Raw genomic sequence first — 17,440 nt, forward strand, 5'->3', positions numbered from 1 at the left:
GAAGCATTGCAATTGTATTCCCAATATATTTTCGCTTTATTTTTAAATACTGTCGCTTGACAGGAAATTAAGTTTTTTAATTCCGGCTTTTTTGAACAGCCACAGTTTTGACTGTACACTAGATGTAAAAAGAGCGAGAATATGACAATTAATAATTGTTTCATGAATATGGATAAAATTCAAATATAAAAAAAGACCTCTGAAAATCCAGAAGTCCTATATCGTTTATTTCGTTAAAACTTATCCTATCAACTCTTTCGCCTGCGCCAAAGCCGCTTCGGTTATCTTACTTCCTGAAAGCAACTGGGCAATCTCGTTCAGCTTTTCTTCGTCACTTAATGGGACAATGGTAGACTGGGTTTTTCCGGCGATATCCTGTTTCAGCACTTTATAATTGTTGTTTCCTTTTGCGGCAACCTGTGCTAAGTGAGAGATGACGATGAGCTGCATATCGGCAGACATTTCGCGCATGAGATTTCCGATCTCTTCGGCTACTTTTCCGGAAACTCCGGTATCAATTTCATCTAAAATCAAGGTTGGAAGTTCGTCACTTTCTGCAATGATCTTTTTTACCGCCAACATTACCCTTGACCTTTCACCACCGGAAATTGCCGTCTGAATCGGCTTTAACGGAAATCCTGAGTTTGCCTGAAACAAAAGCTGGATATTTTCTTTTCCGAATGGATTGAAGTCCGAAGAATTGTGTAGTTCAATATCAACTCTGGCTTTTTCAAGACCTAGTTTTTTGAGCAAAGATTCTGCTTTTTTGATGAAAACAGCGATGCTCTTTTTTCTGTTTTTAGAAAGTTTTTCAGCCAAAGACTGAAGTGTTTTTTCCTTTTTGGAAATGCTTTCTTCCACTTCTTCAATCTGAGATTCCAGTTCGGACGCACCCTGTTGTTCTCCGGCTAACTGATCTCTGATTTCTTTAAGCTCTGTAAGATCGGAAACATTATGTTTTACAAAAAGATTATTGATTCTGTTATTTAATTCAACCAGTAACGCTAAATTTTCCGGATTTACTTCTATGCTTTCCGCTTCATCTTCCAGCTCGGAGATAATATCTTTTAATTCCACAAAAGACATTTCAAGCCTTTCATCAAGTTCTGCAAAACTCTGGGAAACTTCCGCAATTTTGGCAAGTTTATTTTTCGCTTCATTAAAAAATGACAAAATTCCTACTTCTTCCTGATGAAATCTTGATAAAACCTGAGCCAGATTATCGGAGATCATTTCCGCATTTTCCTGAATGGAAAGCTGATTCTGAAGTTCTTCATAATCTACATTATCCAGATGGAGTTCCTCAAGCTCGTTCAGAAGAAACGCTTTATAGTCACTTTCTTTATTGGAATCCGAAAGCTGCGTCTGTAGTTTTTTAAGCTGTGTTTTAAGACTTTGAAAATCTGAAAATTCATTCTGATACTCATGAATGATTTGTTTGTTTTCAGAAAGTCCGTCAATGATTTTAAACTGATATTCTGCCGTAAAAAGATTCGATGTTTCAAACTGTGAGTGAATGTCGATCAACTGAGAAGACAGTTCCTTTAAAATATCCAGTGTTACAGGAACATCATTAATAAACGCCCTTGATTTTCCGGAAGGTAAAATTTCTCGACGGATGATCGTTTGATGTTCATAATCAAGATCATTTTCGATAAAGAATTTTTTGAATTGATTGTTCAGGGAAAATTCTGTTTCTACGATGCTTTTTTCTTCTGCTTTTGAGATCGATTTTACATCTGCTCTTTCACCCAGAATCAGTCGGAGCGCACCTAAAATAATAGATTTTCCCGCACCGGTTTCTCCGGTAATCACCTGTAAACCGTTGTGCAATGATACTTCAAGGGTATCAATAAGGGCAAAGTTTTTAATGTAAATTCTCGAAAGCATTGATAATAGCGATTATTTGGCTATTGCAAATATAGAACTTTAGATTTCAGAATTCAAGTGAATTACTGTTTCCATTTATTCCATCTTGCATCAATATTTTTTGGCGAAAGGATGATCATTTCATTCTTAAGATCTCCTAAAACAATTCCTCCGTTATTTCCGGAATTGAAGATATTGAAAATCTCATCTGCCTTAGAATCCATGAAAAGATTGAAGAAATATGCCTGCTGGAAAGAGTTTTCGTATTGTTTTAACTGCATTAAAGCATCAAAAATTACTTTTTTACCCTGGCTCTGATCCTGATTGAACAGATTATCCAGTCCGGCTCTGTGATAAGAATAAATCGTAGCGCGAAGCTGGCTCCAGTTCGGGCTCATAATTTCTTTAATCAGAATAGAACGGCTTCTCGGCTCATTAATCTGCTTCCAGCCGTCATATGTATTTTGAGATTCCCCGTTCTGTGCAATCTGCTGTGCTTTCTGATACCATTGCGTTCCTGCCATCGACTGAAAACTGTCTGCATCCATTCCCAAAATAACGTACACGTAAAAACTGATGACATCAATTAAATTTTTTCCTGAAAACTGTCTTTCGTTGAAGATAAGGTTTTCGTTTTCCACGTAATCGAAAGAAAATCTGGTATCCTGAAGGTTAAGCAAAGGAGATTCATACGTGGTGTTGAAAACCGGACGAACTGCCTGTACCACAATACTTCCTTTGAAACGGTTTCCGTCTCTTTCGCTGATCACGATTGCGAAGTTGGATTTTATTTTTTCAAAATTCTGCAGTCTTTTTCCTGTCCAGCTTGTATTGTTGATGAAATCTCTCAGACTTTTCTCCAGAGCTTTGTAGGCAGACTGGTTACTTCCTCCCAATTGCTGGGAATTCACCTGTACCGTTGCCAGTAACTCCTGAGAAAAACTCTGACTGAATAAAAACAGAAGTAAAAATATGCTTAAAATTTTTTTCATTATCTTCTAAAAATTGAGAACGGAAATTTATTAAAATTATTTTAAAAGTTGAGACTCAACAAAATCCAAAATGTCTTTTGCCACATCTTCTTTAGATTTCAGATCAAATTCTGTTTTTTCCGTTTTGGTAAATATCTTTATTTTATTGGTATCATTTTTAAAACCTGCGCCTTCATCCCGAAGCGAATTTAAAACGATCATATCCAGATTTTTCTTTTCCAGCTTTCCTTTGGCATTTTCCTCTTCATTCTGAGTTTCCAACGCAAAACCGACTAAAAACTGATGGGTTTTCTTTTCACCCATGGTTTTAAGAATGTCCGGATTTTTAACCAGTTCGATCATTAAATTTTCATCATTCTTTTTGATCTTTTCTTTTGCCACTTCTTTCGGAGCGTAATCTGCCACGGCAGCACTTGCAATTCCGATGTCTGTTGTATCGTAAAACTCCAGAACTTTGGATAACATTTCTTTTGCTGAGGTTACCTTATGCAGTTCAACATTTTCGTTATTGATTTTCTGAGCACTCGGTCCGGAAATTAAAATTACTTTTGCGCCTCTTTTTGCGGCTTCTTCCGCCAGAGAAAACCCCATTTTACCAGAGGAATGGTTTCCGATGAATCTCACAGGATCAATGGCTTCATACGTTGGTCCGGCTGTAATTAAAACCGTTTTCCCTGCTAATGTTTTTTCAATCTTAGAACCAAACTTAGAATCAAAAAAATCTTCAATTATTTGTGCTATGGTTTCCGGTTCTGCCATTCTTCCCTGCCCGATTAATCCGCTTGCCAGTTCGCCGCTTTCCGCCGGAATAATATGGTGTCCGAAACTTTCTGCCAATTCCAGATTTTTTGTTGTGGAAGGATGCGCATACATATCCAGATCCATTGCAGGAGCAATAAAAACAGGACATTTTGCAGACATATACGTTGCAATTACAAGATTATCGCATAACCCATGAACCATTTTAGACAATGTACCTGCGGTACAGGGCGCAACAATCATTACATCTGCCCACAAAGCCATTTCCACGTGACTGTTCCACGTCCCATTATCGCTATAAAAGTCTGAATAAACCGGCTTTTTAGATAAAGTGGAAATACTGAGTTTTGTAACGAAATTTTCTGCATCAGGCGTCATAATCACCTGAATTTCGGCTCCTTTTTTTACAAAATCACGGATCAGAAAATGGATTTTATAGGCTGCAATTCCTCCGGAAATCGCGATGAGAATTTTTTTACCGGAAAGACTCATTCAATTTTAATTTTTAAGAATACTAAATTACTTATTTTTTCTCACAAAGCCGTCCAAATAACAAAGGTCATAAGAAAAAGATTTTCTTATGACCTTCATATATAAAAAATACACTGATTTTTATTTTCTCTCTTCAGTTTTTCTGAAGTACACATCATCGTTCAGCCATTCTTCAATTGCAATAGAAGTCGGCTTTGGAAGTTTTTCGTAATGTTTAGAGATCTCGATCTGTTCTCTGTTTTCGAAAACTTCTTCCAATGTAGAATTATGAACAGCAAACTCATCAAGCTTATTGTGAAGTTCTGTACGAATTTCAGCGTTGATCTGCTCTGCTCTTTTTCCCATGATAACAATCGCTTCGTAGATTGAGCCTACTTTGTCTTCAATCTTATCCTTATCGTAAGTAATGGTATTTACTTCTGCTTTTGTATCTTTTACACTCATTTTGAGAATATTATTTTTATTTAAGTTCGCAAATTTACGAATTATCTTTTAATTTTGAAAGTCGCCGCCGGCGGAGGTGTGCTAAGCGCTGCACTGTCCCTCTGGATCTGCATTGCTTTCTTTTCTGCTTCTACCTGATCTTTCTCCTGCTGGATCGTTTTTGCCTGTTCTGCATTCTTTGCTTCCAGCTTTTTCTGTTTTTCTGTTAAAGCAGCAATTCTTGCTTCTGTATTCTTCTTAACTACCGCAAAATCTTTCTTTTCTTTTTCAAGCTTACTTCTGATTTCCAAAGCAGTTTTAGCAACTTCCGTATTCGGCATTTCCTTTTCGATCTGTTTTGTGAAAGATAACGCACTTTCTATACGCTCATCTTTAAGATCATAAATAGATTTTGTAGCGAGCTCGTAACGGGATTTTACGATGTAATCATAAATCTGCGGACGAAGTTTTGTACTCGGAAAATCTTCCAGAACGTTTTCAAATGCTACGTTGGCTGCTTTATATTCTGCCATTTTATAGTATTGTCTTGCATTTTCGTACGCTTTGAATTCAAGCTTGTAAGACAATTCGTCAATAAGAGTATTGATATTTTTAGATCTTTCTGAATTAGGATAATTATTTAAGAAATCCTGAAGCTCATTAATTGCCGTTTGTGTGGTAGACTGATCCAGATTATAATCCATTGAACCTTCGTAGTAACACAAAGCAGACATATATGCTGCCTCTTCCCTTCTTTTATCCTGAGGAAAGCTGATCGCAAAATTTTTAAACTGATTTCCTGCTAATCTGTAGTTTTTGTCGTAATAATTCGCATACGCCGAATTAAAAACCACATTGGGAGCATCATCTGTTCCTGCAACAAGGTTCGGAAGCCTGTCGTAAAGTGCTAAAGCGTTTTTCCACTTCTTTTTAGCAAAGTTTTCATTGGCAGTTTTTAAGATAAGATTTTTATCCGCACTTTTCATTGCTCTTTCCTGCTTACTTACGCACGAAGCTACTACTGCTACAGTAAAAATACCTAAAATATATTTTTTCATATAAAAAGTTCAACAGTTTTCGGATTATTCAGCCGATTTACTAATTTGCAAAAATATAACTTTTTTGCCAATAGATTTTTTTTTATGATTATTTAACGTAATTTTAGTCTGCAGCGTATCCCAAAATGGCAAAAACCGTCATTAAAAGATTCATTCTCACTTTTTTCTCTGCTTCCTTTGTGTAGGTTTCCTCGCTTTTGTTCGGAACATACAATTCATAAAAATTCCGGTTGCGGATCACGAATAAGGTGGAACCGATAATGGTTGTTAAAATATCTTCAGGTTTGGGAGTGAAGGTAAAAACGCCTGAAGCCACGCCTTTTTTAATGACTTCATCTAATTTTTTAACGAAAAGCTGGTAAAAATCCAGCAGTTCATCTTTTAAATTTTCTGTGTGGCGAAGTTCCTGCGTAACAAACCCATGGAAATAATTATATTTAAATAACTGGGAAACAATATATTTAATAATTTCTTTGAGCTGCATTTCCGGTTTCCCGTCTTTAATGGTATCTGCAAATTCTGAAAAAGTCTCCCTTGTTTTTAAAACCCTGTACTGATAAAGATACGACATCATCTTTTCTTTCGAGCCAAAATAATAAGAAATCATTGCAACATTAATATTTGCCTTTGAACAAATATCTCTGACGGAGGTTCCCTCATATCCTTTTTTTGCAATAAGTTCTTCCGCAATATCTAAAATATGTATTTGCTTTTCTGTAAATTTTTTCTTCATGAAGTGCACTTTGAGTAAAGTTATGAAATTTTTAACAAATTTATAAACGTTCGTTTAAGAAATTTACGTTAAATCTAAATTAATAGTATTTTTGATCAATGGATTTTTTTGACTTTCATCATCATAAGAAAAATATGCCAAACGGAATTTACAATCTGGATATTGAACAGATTCCGCCGGATTTTCCGTATTCAATAGGCATTCATCCGAAAGATATTGATGTGAATAATCTTGATAATCAGTTTAAATGGATGAAAAACATGATTTTTGAAAACTGTTTCGCAATCGGTGAATGTGGTCTGGATTCTTTCGTTGAAACCGGAGAGAAAATTCAGGAAGAAGTTTTTTTAAGACAGATAAAATTCGCAAATGAGGTTAAAAAGCCAATAATCATTCATTGTGTACGGAAGTTTTATGAAGTGATTTCTTTTAAAAAATATGCAGAACAGCCTATGATTATTCATGGTTTTAATAAAAAAGAAAGGATTGCGGAAGATCTGCTGAAAAATAATTTTTACCTGAGTTTTGGAAAAGCGGTTTTGTATAATTTATCTTTGCAAAATACTTTGAAAATTACTCCTTTAGATAAAATCTTTCTGGAAACCGACAATGACGATTTCAGCATCGAAGAATTGTATGAGAAAGTATCTGAAATAAAGGGAATTTCGCTGGAAAATTTAAACAAACAGATTTCGGAAAATTTAGAGACAATAAAAAATGGATAAATACTGGTTGGAAAGAACGGAGCTTCTCTTAAAAGAGGAAGGTTTGGAAAAGTTGAATAAAGCAACAGTTTTAGTTGTCGGTTTGGGTGGTGTCGGTTCTTTTGCGGCAGAATTTCTTGCAAGAGCCGGAGTCGGAAACATGACGATTGTAGATGGTGACACGGTAGATATTACAAACATTAACAGACAGTTGCCTGCTCTACATTCCACAGTAGGAAAACATAAAGTTGAAGTAGTTGCTGAAAGATTGTTAGATATTAACCCGAAACTTAACCTCATTAAAATCAACGAATTCCTGAACCCTGAAAGAATGGACGAAATTCTTGACAATGGAAAGTTTGATTATGTTCTGGACTGTATCGACAGTGTAACGCCTAAACTTTGCCTGATAAAAGCAGCAAAAAAGAGAAAAATAAAACTTGTAAGTTCTATGGGAGCCGGAGGAAAAACCGATCCGAGCAAAGTGATGGTGAAAGACATCAGCAAAACCCAGAACTGTTATCTTGCAAAACAGGTAAGAAAAAGGCTTCGAAAAGAAAAAATAAACAAAGGATTTAAATGTGTTTTTTCTGATGAGCTGCAAAAAGACGACAGTTTAAAAATGACGGACGGAACGAATTATAAAAGATCTTTTTACGGAACCATCAGCTTTATTCCGGCAATTTTCGGGTTGTATGCCGCAGCGGAAGTCATCAATTATTTAACCAAGAAAAATTAATTTTTCCTGCAGATTTTAAGGACAATCAAAAATCTTTTTGCCTGAATTTTTAAAATCTGTGGGAAAAACATCATACAAATCCTATCTTTACAGTCCGTACATGACAAATTTCAGATATCCCAGAGCCGAAAAACTCAAGAAAAATACCGAGATCTCTTTACTTTTCGAAAAAGGTAAATGGAGAACGAATGGGAATCTGAGAATCATTATTCTTAAAAATAAGCCGGCAACACCTGTTGAAAGCACGAAATTTGCGGTTTCGGTTTCCAAAAAATATTTTAAAAAAGCGGTTCACAGAAACCGGATCAAAAGACTTTTAAGAGAATGTTACCGTCTGAATAAAGATCTTTTTAAAGAAGCTTTCGGCGATAAAACAATGGCGATGATGTTTTGGGCTTCTCCGGAAATGCCCGAAAAATTTCAGGATGTAGAAGCGCAGTTTATCAAACTTTGTCAGGCTCAGAAGAAATCTTAATCTTTTCTATTGATTATTTTTCCGTTTATTTTTTAGGTTGAATTTCATTCAACAGTATTTTTATCAGAAAATTTCTCAGAATTTATTTTTTTGTACCTTAGGGAAAACAATCAATCTGAAAATTAACATGTTAGACAACGTTCCTTATTTACCTTATCTCCTGAGTGCATTTATTGGCATCGGACTGGCTGCAGCAAGCGGATTCAGAGTATTTCTTCCGATGTTTGCCGTAAGTCTTGCTTCGTATATGCACTGGATTCCTATGAACGAAAATTTTGAATGGCTTTCGGGACTTCCCACTTTAATCACCACCGGAATTGCAACGGTTGTAGAAATTTTAGCCTACTACATTCCTTTTGTAGACCATTTACTGGATACGATTTCTGTTCCGATGGCGACGATTGCAGGTTCTGTTTTGTTTGCCAGTCAGTTTGCAGATCTGGGAACTTTTCCACAGTGGGCTTTAGCTTTAATTGCGGGAGGGGGAACCGCAGCCACCATCAGTTCTGGATTTGCGGGACTTCGGGCTGCATCTACGGCAACAACGGGAGGTTTGGGAAATTCGGTCGTCGGAACTGCAGAAACAGCCGGAGCAGGAATTATGGCATTTCTGGCGATGTCAGCTCCTGTTATTGCCGGAATCTGCGCAATTTTAATTGTCATAGGAGTTATCCTGTTCGGACGAAAACTATGGCGGAAATTCAGGAAAAATAAAGAACTTCCTCAACAGACATAAAGGCAAAAGAGCGGAAAAATTCTCCGCTCTTTTGTTTATTTAATTTTCCTGTTATAATTTCCAAGAAGAATTCCTAAAGGACCTATGACCGGAAAAAGGATTAATGCCAAATAAGGCAGGATTCCTGATTTTGTTCTCAACAGAACAGCAATTGCCGCAATGTATAAAATGATGACCGCAACCGCACCAAAAAGGATCTGAAAAGTGTTAATAGACAATAAGCTCATTGTATCGTTTTTAGGTTATCCTTTGGTTCTGAAATCTTTAATTTCCTGAATTTTACCTTCGTAATATTTTTTCTTTTCGGGAGTTTTCTTAATCAGAATTTCAAATGCTTTTATAGCTTTAGTGTATAATTTCTGCTCAAAATAAAGATTTGCCAGTGTTTCTGTCATCAAATGCGAGATATCGTCTCCTTTTTCTTTCACGACAAAGGTACTTTCTTCTTTTAACTGACTGATTCTCGGATTGTTTTCGATAAAAGTTTCAATTACTTTTGTTTTCAGATCGGTTTTCTCCTCTTTAGGTTTTTCTTCCGTTCTGTCGATTTTTAGCCAGCTTTGCCATGTATTGATGAATCCCGGAACATTGCTGTCGAACGTGTTCGGTTTGGCTGTTTTTGCAGGTTTTTCCACAGGAATTTCAACTGTATTTTCTTCTTCTTTGCTTTCCTGTTTGGGTTCTTCTGTCATTTTTTCTTTTTCTGGTTGAGGAATCGTCCATCCCGATCCGAAAAACGAAACGTTCATTACCGGAACTTCCTCTTTATTTTCTTCTGAACTCTCAGAAACATTTTCATCGGTATTTTGTTCAGTTGTTTCTTCTGAAATTTCAGACACTATGCTTTCTTCGTCGGAATCCGACTCAGTTTCGGCTTCTGCAACTTGCTCCTGCTCTGCAATCTCCGGCTGCTGAATTTCCACTGTTTCATCTGTTTTAAGCTCTTCAGTTTTAGGCTGAGGAACTTCGGGAGATTTACTGATCAGAGAATCAGGAAGGTTGGAATCGAAAGACATTGGTTTCCATGCAGATTTCACCTCGGCCTCTTCTTTTACCGGAATTTCTACTTTTTCTTCAGTGATTTCGGCTTTTGGTTCTTCAATCTGTTCAGAATTGTTTTCTGCTGCTGGATTTTCCTTTGCAGTCTCTTCTTTAGATTGTGTTTCAATAGGTTTCACCTCAAAACTTTGGGTTTCAGCAAAACTGATGTCGTGACCAATATTTTCAGGTTCTTCTTCTTTTTTATGTTCTTCCGCAGCTGCTTTTTCCTTCATTTTCTTCTCCACTTCCTCAATCAGACGGCGCATTTCGTCTTCATGTTTATTGAGGTTAAGCTGTGGAGCTTCCGTAATTTTTTCTTCTGTATTTGCCTGAATTTTTACTTCCGGAAGGAAAGATTCTGTTCCGTGGAAACTTAGCTCAGAATCATTCTGAATCGTTTTTTCTTCTTTATCAGATGAAATCTGATCTTCATCAATAATGGTCTCAGGCGTAAATTCTGCGGATTCTTCTGAGGAAATTATATCTGAATCTTCAGATTCGCTTTTTTCATGTTTTGGTTCCTCAATAGCTTCATTTGCAGAGACCTGCACTTCAGGAAGGAAAGCTTCTGTTTCATGGAAACTTAATTCTGATTTATCTGAAATTTCTTCTTTTTCAGTTTCATTACTTAGATTTTCCTCTTCAACAATCGTTTCAGTGGTAAATTCTGACATTTCTTCAGAAGGCTTTTCCTCTGAGTTTTCAGCTTTATCTAAAATATGATCAGACTGCTCTTCTGTTGATTCATTTTCTTCTTCCTGAACCTGAATTGCAGATGCAGCTTCCTGTTCAGAGGATTCTGATTCCGAATTATCTGGAATTTCCTCTTGCTCAGGCTTAGTATTTAAATTTTCTTCTTCAACGGTAGTTTCAGGAATGAATTCCTCACTTTCTTCTACAGCCGGAATATTTTCAGCCGGTTTTTCTTCTGAAACAGGCTCTTCTTTTTTCTCAGCTTTCTGAGTTACGATAGAACCGGATTCCAGCGTGGATTCGAGATCAATTGTTTCAAAAGTATTGTCTTCAAGGAAATTTTCTTCTCCTTCGAACAGAATTCTGTTTCGTTCTCCGTTTACATACAAATGCTTAATTTCTTCTCTCGGAGGCGGAAGAATGCGGTTTTCTTCTTCTGATGTAAGGATTTTCGGTACCGTTTTCTCAACGATTTGCTGCTGAGATTCAGCCACAGGATTTTCTTCTCTTTTAAGCGGAAAACTACCCGCCTTTGTCTGATACAAAATCTTAAGCGGATTTTCCGCAGGAATGATTTTTTCCTTTACCGTTTCCTGTTTTATTTCAGGTTTTGGCTTCTGCTGAATTTTACCGTTAATCAGCTGATAAAGAATCTTTTTATCTGTAGTATAAGCAGCTGTTGTAGAAAGTACTTTCTGATAATTGTCTTTATCATACAGATGTACCCCATACAAATACAACGCTCTGATATTCTGAATATAGGGAAAAGAATTAATCTCTTCTTTCAGAAGATGGAGATCCTCTGACTGAATGTTTTTCGGGGTCTTTAATAATTCTAAAACTCTATGATTCATCTTACCAATTCGCTACAATATCGTTAAATATCTTGTTTATAATTCTGTCCGTCGCAATTTTCACCTGAGAAGATTCTATCTCAGACTGGGAAAGGCTGCTGTTGAACACCGCTTCATCACTGTATGTTCTGTCGAAACTCAGCTCCGGATGAAGCTTATTCTCGTAATGAACTTTCACCGTGATGGTAAGTTTGTTCTGAGATTGCTGTACAACTCCTCCTGTACTCTGATTGGTAACCGTGTTGGAACCAATCGTTGTCGGTGTAATAGAATAATCCGTTATTTCACCTTCCACCAAAATGTCCGGATTTTCTTTTGTCCCTTTCAGAGTGGTTCTCTGAAGGAATCTGTTCTGGACATCTGTTGAAAACTGTTGCGACAATGTGGGATTTACCAAGGGGGCATTATTGGGAAATTCATTGATCTGAATTGTTTTTTCATCTTTAAGAGATGATCCCGTAAAACTATAGCACGAATTCAGCACTGATAAGCACAGCACTAAAAGCCAAAATTTCGGCTGTCCGATTTTAATATTTTTAATTTTAAAATTCATTTTTAATTCCAATTTCCTGAATTTCGTCATAAGTAACCTGCTTTAAAGCATCTTCATACGCAAAATAGTGAGAAGCATATGCAAAAGGTATTGTAAAAATCAAGCCAATAAAACATGCGATAACACCTAACTGAGATAAAAATGCTACTGCCAGTGAATATAAAAAGATGGACCAAAGGTTTCCTTTACTCATCACAGAAGAGATTTTCCATGCCTGTTTAATCTCTGTAACTCCTGCAAGGGAAATTAAAGCGGGCATATAAAAACCTTTCAGGGCTACGAATAAAATCCCAACATACACAAAAAACATATAAATGAAAAAAAATGCAGGCGGTCCTGCGGAAGGATCTTGTTCTCCCATTGCGACCATCATGATAATCATAGGAATATAAATAACCATTACTCCGGCGAATAAAATAAGCTGAATCATGAAGTAAGGCGTGAAATTATCAAAATTGAAAATATCTCCTGCACTTACCTGCCTCCCCGCTCTTAAATCACGGCAATATTTATAGAAATTACCCACAGCCAAAAGTCCGCAAAAAGGAATGATCGACATAATCATTGCAAGGAAGAAAGCGCCCAACAAATTTCCAAAATTTGCTTTGTAGAATTCGTATCCGTCGCTGATGTAATCTCCTAATTTGAAATTGACCGGTTTTGCATTAATTTTCACCATGATTTAATTTTTAGTTTATTATTCTTCTAAGTTATACTGTTTTATTTTTCTGTACAAAGTTCTTTGGGAAATTCCCAGTTCATCCGCTGCTTTATTTCTTCTTCCTTTATGCTTTTCAAGCGCTTTGATAATCAGGTCTTTTTCGTTATTCTGAAGCGATAAAGATTCCGGTCTGTTTTCTTCAATTTCAATATCTTCAATATCTTCGTAGCTGTTGTCTGGCTCTGAAATAATTGTCGGATTCTGAACTACCGGATTATGATTACTGCTGTTTTCAAAATACAGTAAAGAACCCGGAGCAACATTCTGCTGTGTTTCAGGAGTATAAATCCTGTTGATTAAGTTTTTCTCGTGACTGCTAAGATCGGATGTTCCTCTGTTTTTTATCAATTCCGAAGTTAAGGATTTTAAATCATTAATATCGTTTCTCATGTCAAATAGAATTTTGTACATGATTTCTCTTTCGCTTCCGAAATCGTTCTGCTTTGGCATATTCGGAGTATTGACAACCATGGGAAGATGTGATTCCATGGGAATATATTCCTCCAGTTTTTCAACTTCTACGTGTCTGTTTCTTTCCACGACCGTCATTTGCTCCACCAAATTTCTCAATTGACGAATATTTCCGGGAAACGTATAATTTTCGATGTAATGTACTGCGCTTGGCTCAAGTTCAAGTTCCGGCATTCTGTATTTTTCAGCAAAATCGATGGCAAATTTTCTGAAAAGCAAATGAATATCCCCTTTTCTTTCGCGTAAAGGCGGCATATCAATCTGCACTGTATTGAGACGATAATAAAGGTCTTCTCGAAATCTTCCGTCCTGAATTGCCTTCATCATGTTCACATTTGTTGCAGCGACAATTCTTACATTCGTTTTCTGAACCTGTGAAGAACCTACTTTCATAAATTCGCCGCTTTCCAAAACACGAAGTAAACGAACCTGCGTCTGTAAAGGAAGCTCTCCCACCTCATCTAAAAAGATCGTTCCGCCATCGGCAACCTCAAAATATCCTTTTCTGGTTGCTGTAGCTCCTGTAAATGCTCCTTTTTCGTGTCCGAACAGTTCGGAATCAATGGTTCCTTCGGGAATTGCTCCACAGTTAACGACAATATAAGGCTGATGTTTCCTTTTGGATTCTGAATGGATAATTTTCGGAATAAATTCTTTCCCCACTCCACTTTCCCCGATCACAAGGACTGAAATGTCGGTTGGTGCGACCTGAATGGCTTTTTCCAAAGCACGGTTTAAAGCCGGAAAGTTTCCGATAATTCCGAAACGGTTTTTTATATTTTGAAGCTCGTTGCTCATAAGTAAATTTTTAGATTATTGATTTGAATAGGATCTACATTAATCTCTGTAAATCTGCTGTTTAGTTTAAAATTAATTCGATTTAAATTTAACTTACAACGTCCAAATAATCTTTATTTCTGACTTTTGAAACTCTGGTTTTAAAATATAAAATTTCAGCGAAGAGATTTTCTCTGCTGTTCTTTTCAAAATTTTTCAGGAGCTGATTATGTTTTTCTTTTTCAGAAAAATCTGTTCCTGTTTTATTTTGTTGAAAATTGTTCTTTTGTTTATTTGGAAAAATTTTACCGATAAGATCAACTGCAGGATGCTTTTGACTGATCGTTTTATTCTGTACAGGATTTTCTTTTGTACAGGTTTCCTGCAAATCTTCGCAATCCTGATTTAAAATCCGGTTATAAAGCTCATAAAGCTGTTTACAGTCTTCACTTTCGGCTGTTCCGTTGGAAATTTGAGCTGAAATATTGCTGCAGATTATTACTAACAATACACTTAGGCAATATTTATGAAATTTTTCCATTGTCTGAGTTTAAAATGTTAATAAAATCTTGTTTACTTGGCAATATGGTAAAATATTTACTTGCAAAAATCTGTTCGTTATCTTCCGGTAAAGTATATCTTACCAAAGCTTCACTTTTATCCTGACAAAGAATAATGCCTATGGTTTTATTTTCACCTTCAAGGCGTTTTTCTCTATCGTAATAGTTGACGTACATCTGCATTTGCCCAATATCCTGATGTTTCAGTTCGCCGATTTTTAAGTCAATTAAGACAAAACATCTCAAAACTCTGTTGTAAAACACCAAATCTATACGGAATTGCTTTTCATCAAAGGTTATTCTGTCCTGTCTTGCAACAAAGGTAAATCCTGTTCCTAATTCCAGAAGAAAATGTTCCAGTTTATCAATTAATTCGGACTCTAATTCGTTTTCAGAATAATGAGGTTTTTCAGATAAACCTAAAAACTCCAGAACATAAGGATCTTTGATGAGATCTTTTGGCTTTTCTATAATCTGTCCTTTTTCAGCAAGCTGAAGAATCTCTTCTTTATTTTTGCTCAAAGACAGTCTTGCATATAAAGCGGAATCGTACTGTCTCTGCAATTCTCTTAGGCTCCAGTTGTTTTTATAACTTTCAATCTCGTAGAACCTTCTCTCATTAATATCATTGATTCTCATTAATTTCAGATAATGAGACCATGAAAGGTTGAATTTTATAGAATCTTGCCGGGCTGGTTTTTGATTTGTTATTACTCCCGATTCGTCAGACAGTGTTTGTCCTTTTTCATTATGCTTATCCGAATCTTGCAAAAAGACAGACGGTGTTTGTCCTTTTGAATAGACAATATAAAATTGCCTAATTTGTTTAAGATTTGAAACAGAAAACCCCTTACCAAATCTTTCTGTAAGATGTAATGACAAATCTTTAAGAACAGCTTTTCCATATTCTGCTCTGTTTTCTCCATTCTGTTCATCTTCAACAATCATTCTTCCTATTTCATAATAGGTAAGAACGATGGTCTGATTTACAGCAACAGCAACTTTTTTTCTTGCATTATCGAGTAATGAAGAAATATTTTGTAAAAGTTGTGTATTTTGTAAATCTTTCATTTTGAAAGAATATTCTCAATTTTATATTAAAATTTACTCACTATTGAGATGCATGCAGCCCGACTTGAGTGGAGCTCTTTTTATTTTTCCAAAAAAATAAAAAAGCGGGAACGGAAGGCATACATAAGATAAAAGCGAAGGCTTTAATCGAAAGCTACGAACGAAGTTCTAAGCTGCCCAATAAATTACTTTACCGTTTCCCCCAAAAGTGTGCCCTGCGTATTATCAAAAACAAAAACGTCCACAATGTCACCAATTTTCTGACCTTCCAGTTTATCGAAGACGCAAACTGCATTCTGGGAGTTTCTTCCTTTCCACTGGTTTTCGTTCTTTTTGGAAGTTCCTTCAATTAAAATCTGGTGAACTCTTCCTACATAAGATTTCATTCTTTTTCTGGACAGTTCTCCCTGTAAAGCAATGACTTCCGCCAAACGTCTCTGTTTAACGTCTGCCGGAATATTGTCCTCCATCTTTTTGTGAGCAGGAGTTCCCGGTCTTTCTGAGTAAGCGAACATATAACCGTAGTCGTATTCCACTTCTCTCATTAAGCTTAATGTATCCTGATGATCTTCTTCTGTTTCGCTGCAGAAACCGACGATCATATCCTGAGAAAAAGCAACTTCGGGAACGATTTCTTTTGCTTTTTTAATTAAATCTAAATATTCTTCGCGGGTGTGCTGTCTGTTCATGGCTTCCAGCATATTGTTACTTCCGCTCTGAACCGGAAGGTGAACATATTTACAGATGTTATCGTGTTTTGCCATCATTCTGAATACATCCAGACTCATATCCTGCGGATTGGAAGTAGAGAAACGGATTCTCATTTCAGGAACGGCTTTTGCAACCAAATCAAGCAACTGGGCAAAATTCACGGCTGTAGCTTTCTGCATTTCAGATGCTTTGGCAAAATCTTTTTTAGGACCGCCTCCATACCAAAGGTAAGAATCTACGTTTTGTCCTAATAGGGTAATTTCTTTATAACCGCTTTCCCAAAGGCTTTTACATTCATCCAGAATAGAATGCGGATCACGGCTTCTTTCTCTTCCTCTCGTGAAAGGAACAACGCAGAACGTACACATATTATCGCAACCTCTTGTAATCGTTACAAAAGCTGTAACCCCATTTCCACCTAAACGAACCGGATTGATATCTGCATATGTTTCTTCTTTGGAAAGAATTACGTTAATGGCATCTCTTCCGTCCTCAGTTTCTTTTAAAAGATTAGGCAAGTCTCTGTAGGCATCGGGACCAACTACAAGATCTACCAACTGTTCTTCTTCTAAGAATTTTGTTTTTAATCTTTCTGCCATACAGCCCAAAACACCAACCGTCATGTTTGGTTTTTCTTTTTTCAGGTTTTTGAACTGTGAAAGACGCATTCTTACAGTCTGCTCGGCTTTTTCACGGATAGAACAGGTGTTTAAAAGAATTAAATCTGCTTCTTCCGCTTTTAAAGTGGTATTATACCCCTGTTCATTAAGTATGGATGCAACAATCTCAGAGTCAGAGAAATTCATCTGACAACCGTAGCTCTCCAAGAATAATTTCTTTGAGTTTTCTGCTTTTTCCGCAATGGCAAAAGCTTCTCCCTGTTTTGTTTCGTCTATATATTTTTCCTGCACGATAATCGAATTTTAGGTTTAAAATTTAACGTCTAAGGTTCTACACATACAGATTTGAACTCAAAACATTAAATTCTGAACTATTGAATTTGCAAAG

General features: G+C 36.4%; 18 protein-coding genes. 4 read left to right on the plus strand and 14 right to left on the minus strand.

Annotation, left to right across the window (positions count from 1 at the left end; genetic code table 11):
• Positions 1-240: 240 nt before the first annotated feature.
• The 6 genes from WFH39_RS06780 to WFH39_RS06805 all read right to left on the minus strand — a co-directional run bounded on the left by WFH39_RS06780 (position 241) and on the right by WFH39_RS06805 (position 6,326).
• Positions 241-1,890 (minus strand): DNA repair protein RecN, encoded by a 1,650-nt coding sequence (locus WFH39_RS06780; protein WP_336689285.1) that lies wholly within the window; start codon positions 1,888-1,890, stop codon positions 241-243.
• Between the two features lie 62 nt (positions 1,891-1,952).
• Positions 1,953-2,861, minus strand: coding sequence for a type IX secretion system protein PorD (gene porD, locus WFH39_RS06785; protein WP_336689286.1), 909 nt, complete (start codon positions 2,859-2,861; stop codon positions 1,953-1,955).
• A gap of 36 nt (positions 2,862-2,897) precedes the next feature.
• The gene (coaBC, locus tag WFH39_RS06790; RefSeq protein WP_336689287.1) at positions 2,898-4,112 is read right to left on the minus strand and encodes a bifunctional phosphopantothenoylcysteine decarboxylase/phosphopantothenate--cysteine ligase CoaBC; all 1,215 of its coding nucleotides are present in this window, start codon (positions 4,110-4,112) and stop codon (positions 2,898-2,900) included.
• Between the two features lie 120 nt (positions 4,113-4,232).
• The gene (locus WFH39_RS06795) at positions 4,233-4,556 is read right to left on the minus strand and encodes a DNA-directed RNA polymerase subunit omega (protein WP_002983982.1); all 324 of its coding nucleotides are present in this window, start codon (positions 4,554-4,556) and stop codon (positions 4,233-4,235) included.
• Between the two features lie 41 nt (positions 4,557-4,597).
• Complete coding sequence (locus WFH39_RS06800) at positions 4,598-5,593, minus strand: outer membrane protein assembly factor BamD (RefSeq protein WP_290264253.1); 996 nt, start codon at positions 5,591-5,593, stop codon at positions 4,598-4,600.
• Between the two features lie 103 nt (positions 5,594-5,696).
• On the minus strand, positions 5,697-6,326 hold the full coding sequence (locus tag WFH39_RS06805; RefSeq protein ID WP_087708520.1) for a TetR/AcrR family transcriptional regulator: 630 nt from the start codon (positions 6,324-6,326) through the stop codon (positions 5,697-5,699).
• A 98-nt stretch (positions 6,327-6,424) separates the two neighbouring features.
• Between WFH39_RS06805 and WFH39_RS06810 the strand changes: the two genes are divergently transcribed.
• From WFH39_RS06810 to WFH39_RS06825, 4 genes are all read left to right on the plus strand, one after another.
• The gene (locus WFH39_RS06810) at positions 6,425-7,051 is read left to right on the plus strand and encodes a TatD family hydrolase (RefSeq protein ID WP_336689292.1); all 627 of its coding nucleotides are present in this window, start codon (positions 6,425-6,427) and stop codon (positions 7,049-7,051) included.
• Entirely contained in the window at positions 7,044-7,769 is a 726-nt protein-coding gene (locus WFH39_RS06815; RefSeq protein ID WP_185207380.1) for a tRNA threonylcarbamoyladenosine dehydratase, read from the plus strand. Before WFH39_RS06810 ends, WFH39_RS06815 begins: the two co-directional genes overlap by 8 nt.
• A 100-nt stretch (positions 7,770-7,869) precedes the next feature.
• A complete protein-coding gene (gene rnpA / locus WFH39_RS06820) occupies positions 7,870-8,244 on the plus strand; it encodes a ribonuclease P protein component (protein ID WP_271160089.1) in 375 nt (124 codons plus the stop codon).
• Positions 8,245-8,371: 127 nt separating this feature from the next.
• A complete protein-coding gene (locus WFH39_RS06825; protein ID WP_336689294.1) occupies positions 8,372-8,980 on the plus strand; it encodes a DUF4126 domain-containing protein in 609 nt (202 codons plus the stop codon).
• Positions 8,981-9,015: 35 nt separating this feature from the next.
• On the opposite strand, the gene WFH39_RS06830 is transcribed toward WFH39_RS06825, so the two are convergent.
• The 8 genes from WFH39_RS06830 to miaB all read right to left on the minus strand — a co-directional run bounded on the left by WFH39_RS06830 (position 9,016) and on the right by miaB (position 17,343).
• Complete coding sequence (locus tag WFH39_RS06830) at positions 9,016-9,207, minus strand: hypothetical protein (RefSeq protein ID WP_336689295.1); 192 nt, start codon at positions 9,205-9,207, stop codon at positions 9,016-9,018.
• Positions 9,208-9,222: 15 nt separating this feature from the next.
• On the minus strand, positions 9,223-11,568 hold the full coding sequence (locus WFH39_RS06835; protein WP_336689297.1) for a hypothetical protein: 2,346 nt from the start codon (positions 11,566-11,568) through the stop codon (positions 9,223-9,225).
• 1 nt (position 11,569) lies between these two features.
• Positions 11,570-12,121 carry an LptE family protein gene (locus WFH39_RS06840; protein WP_214588012.1) on the minus strand — a complete coding sequence of 184 codons (552 nt, stop codon included), beginning with the start codon at positions 12,119-12,121 and terminating at the stop codon, positions 11,570-11,572.
• The gene (locus WFH39_RS06845) at positions 12,111-12,800 is read right to left on the minus strand and encodes a hypothetical protein (RefSeq protein WP_336689299.1); all 690 of its coding nucleotides are present in this window, start codon (positions 12,798-12,800) and stop codon (positions 12,111-12,113) included. The genes WFH39_RS06840 and WFH39_RS06845 overlap by 11 nt, the downstream gene beginning before the upstream one ends.
• 18 nt (positions 12,801-12,818) lie before the next feature.
• Positions 12,819-14,111 (minus strand): sigma-54 interaction domain-containing protein, encoded by a 1,293-nt coding sequence (locus tag WFH39_RS06850; protein ID WP_336689300.1) that lies wholly within the window; start codon positions 14,109-14,111, stop codon positions 12,819-12,821.
• Between the two features lie 88 nt (positions 14,112-14,199).
• Positions 14,200-14,631: a hypothetical protein gene (locus WFH39_RS06855; protein WP_336689301.1), complete on the minus strand. Its 432-nt coding sequence runs from the start codon at positions 14,629-14,631 to the stop codon at positions 14,200-14,202.
• Positions 14,615-15,721, minus strand: coding sequence for a PDDEXK nuclease domain-containing protein (locus tag WFH39_RS06860; RefSeq protein WP_336689302.1), 1,107 nt, complete (start codon positions 15,719-15,721; stop codon positions 14,615-14,617). The genes WFH39_RS06855 and WFH39_RS06860 overlap by 17 nt, the downstream gene beginning before the upstream one ends.
• Positions 15,722-15,906: 185 nt before the next feature.
• Positions 15,907-17,343, minus strand: coding sequence for a tRNA (N6-isopentenyl adenosine(37)-C2)-methylthiotransferase MiaB (miaB, locus tag WFH39_RS06865; protein WP_336689303.1), 1,437 nt, complete (start codon positions 17,341-17,343; stop codon positions 15,907-15,909).
• Between the last annotated feature and the right edge of the window lie 97 nt (positions 17,344-17,440).

The sequence above is a fragment of the Chryseobacterium sp. MMO-72 genome (genome assembly GCF_037146035.1).
Lineage (GTDB): Bacteria > Bacteroidota > Bacteroidia > Flavobacteriales > Weeksellaceae > Chryseobacterium > Chryseobacterium indicum.

Coding starts and splice junctions, on each gene's coding strand:
- WFH39_RS06780 (WP_336689285.1), bottom strand. CDS start 1,890: ATGCTTTCGAGAATTTACATTAAAAACTTTGCCCTTATTGATACCCTT.
- porD (WP_336689286.1), bottom strand. CDS start 2,861: ATGAAAAAAATTTTAAGCATATTTTTACTTCTGTTTTTATTCAGTCAG.
- coaBC (WP_336689287.1), bottom strand. CDS start 4,112: ATGAGTCTTTCCGGTAAAAAAATTCTCATCGCGATTTCCGGAGGAATT.
- WFH39_RS06795 (WP_002983982.1), bottom strand. CDS start 4,556: ATGAGTGTAAAAGATACAAAAGCAGAAGTAAATACCATTACTTACGAT.
- WFH39_RS06800 (WP_290264253.1), bottom strand. CDS start 5,593: ATGAAAAAATATATTTTAGGTATTTTTACTGTAGCAGTAGTAGCTTCG.
- WFH39_RS06805 (WP_087708520.1), bottom strand. CDS start 6,326: ATGAAGAAAAAATTTACAGAAAAGCAAATACATATTTTAGATATTGCG.
- WFH39_RS06810 (WP_336689292.1), top strand. CDS start 6,425: ATGGATTTTTTTGACTTTCATCATCATAAGAAAAATATGCCAAACGGA.
- WFH39_RS06815 (WP_185207380.1), top strand. CDS start 7,044: ATGGATAAATACTGGTTGGAAAGAACGGAGCTTCTCTTAAAAGAGGAA.
- rnpA (WP_271160089.1), top strand. CDS start 7,870: ATGACAAATTTCAGATATCCCAGAGCCGAAAAACTCAAGAAAAATACC.
- WFH39_RS06825 (WP_336689294.1), top strand. CDS start 8,372: ATGTTAGACAACGTTCCTTATTTACCTTATCTCCTGAGTGCATTTATT.
- WFH39_RS06830 (WP_336689295.1), bottom strand. CDS start 9,207: ATGAGCTTATTGTCTATTAACACTTTTCAGATCCTTTTTGGTGCGGTT.
- WFH39_RS06835 (WP_336689297.1), bottom strand. CDS start 11,568: ATGAATCATAGAGTTTTAGAATTATTAAAGACCCCGAAAAACATTCAG.
- WFH39_RS06840 (WP_214588012.1), bottom strand. CDS start 12,121: ATGAATTTTAAAATTAAAAATATTAAAATCGGACAGCCGAAATTTTGG.
- WFH39_RS06845 (WP_336689299.1), bottom strand. CDS start 12,800: ATGGTGAAAATTAATGCAAAACCGGTCAATTTCAAATTAGGAGATTAC.
- WFH39_RS06850 (WP_336689300.1), bottom strand. CDS start 14,111: ATGAGCAACGAGCTTCAAAATATAAAAAACCGTTTCGGAATTATCGGA.
- WFH39_RS06855 (WP_336689301.1), bottom strand. CDS start 14,631: ATGGAAAAATTTCATAAATATTGCCTAAGTGTATTGTTAGTAATAATC.
- WFH39_RS06860 (WP_336689302.1), bottom strand. CDS start 15,721: ATGAAAGATTTACAAAATACACAACTTTTACAAAATATTTCTTCATTA.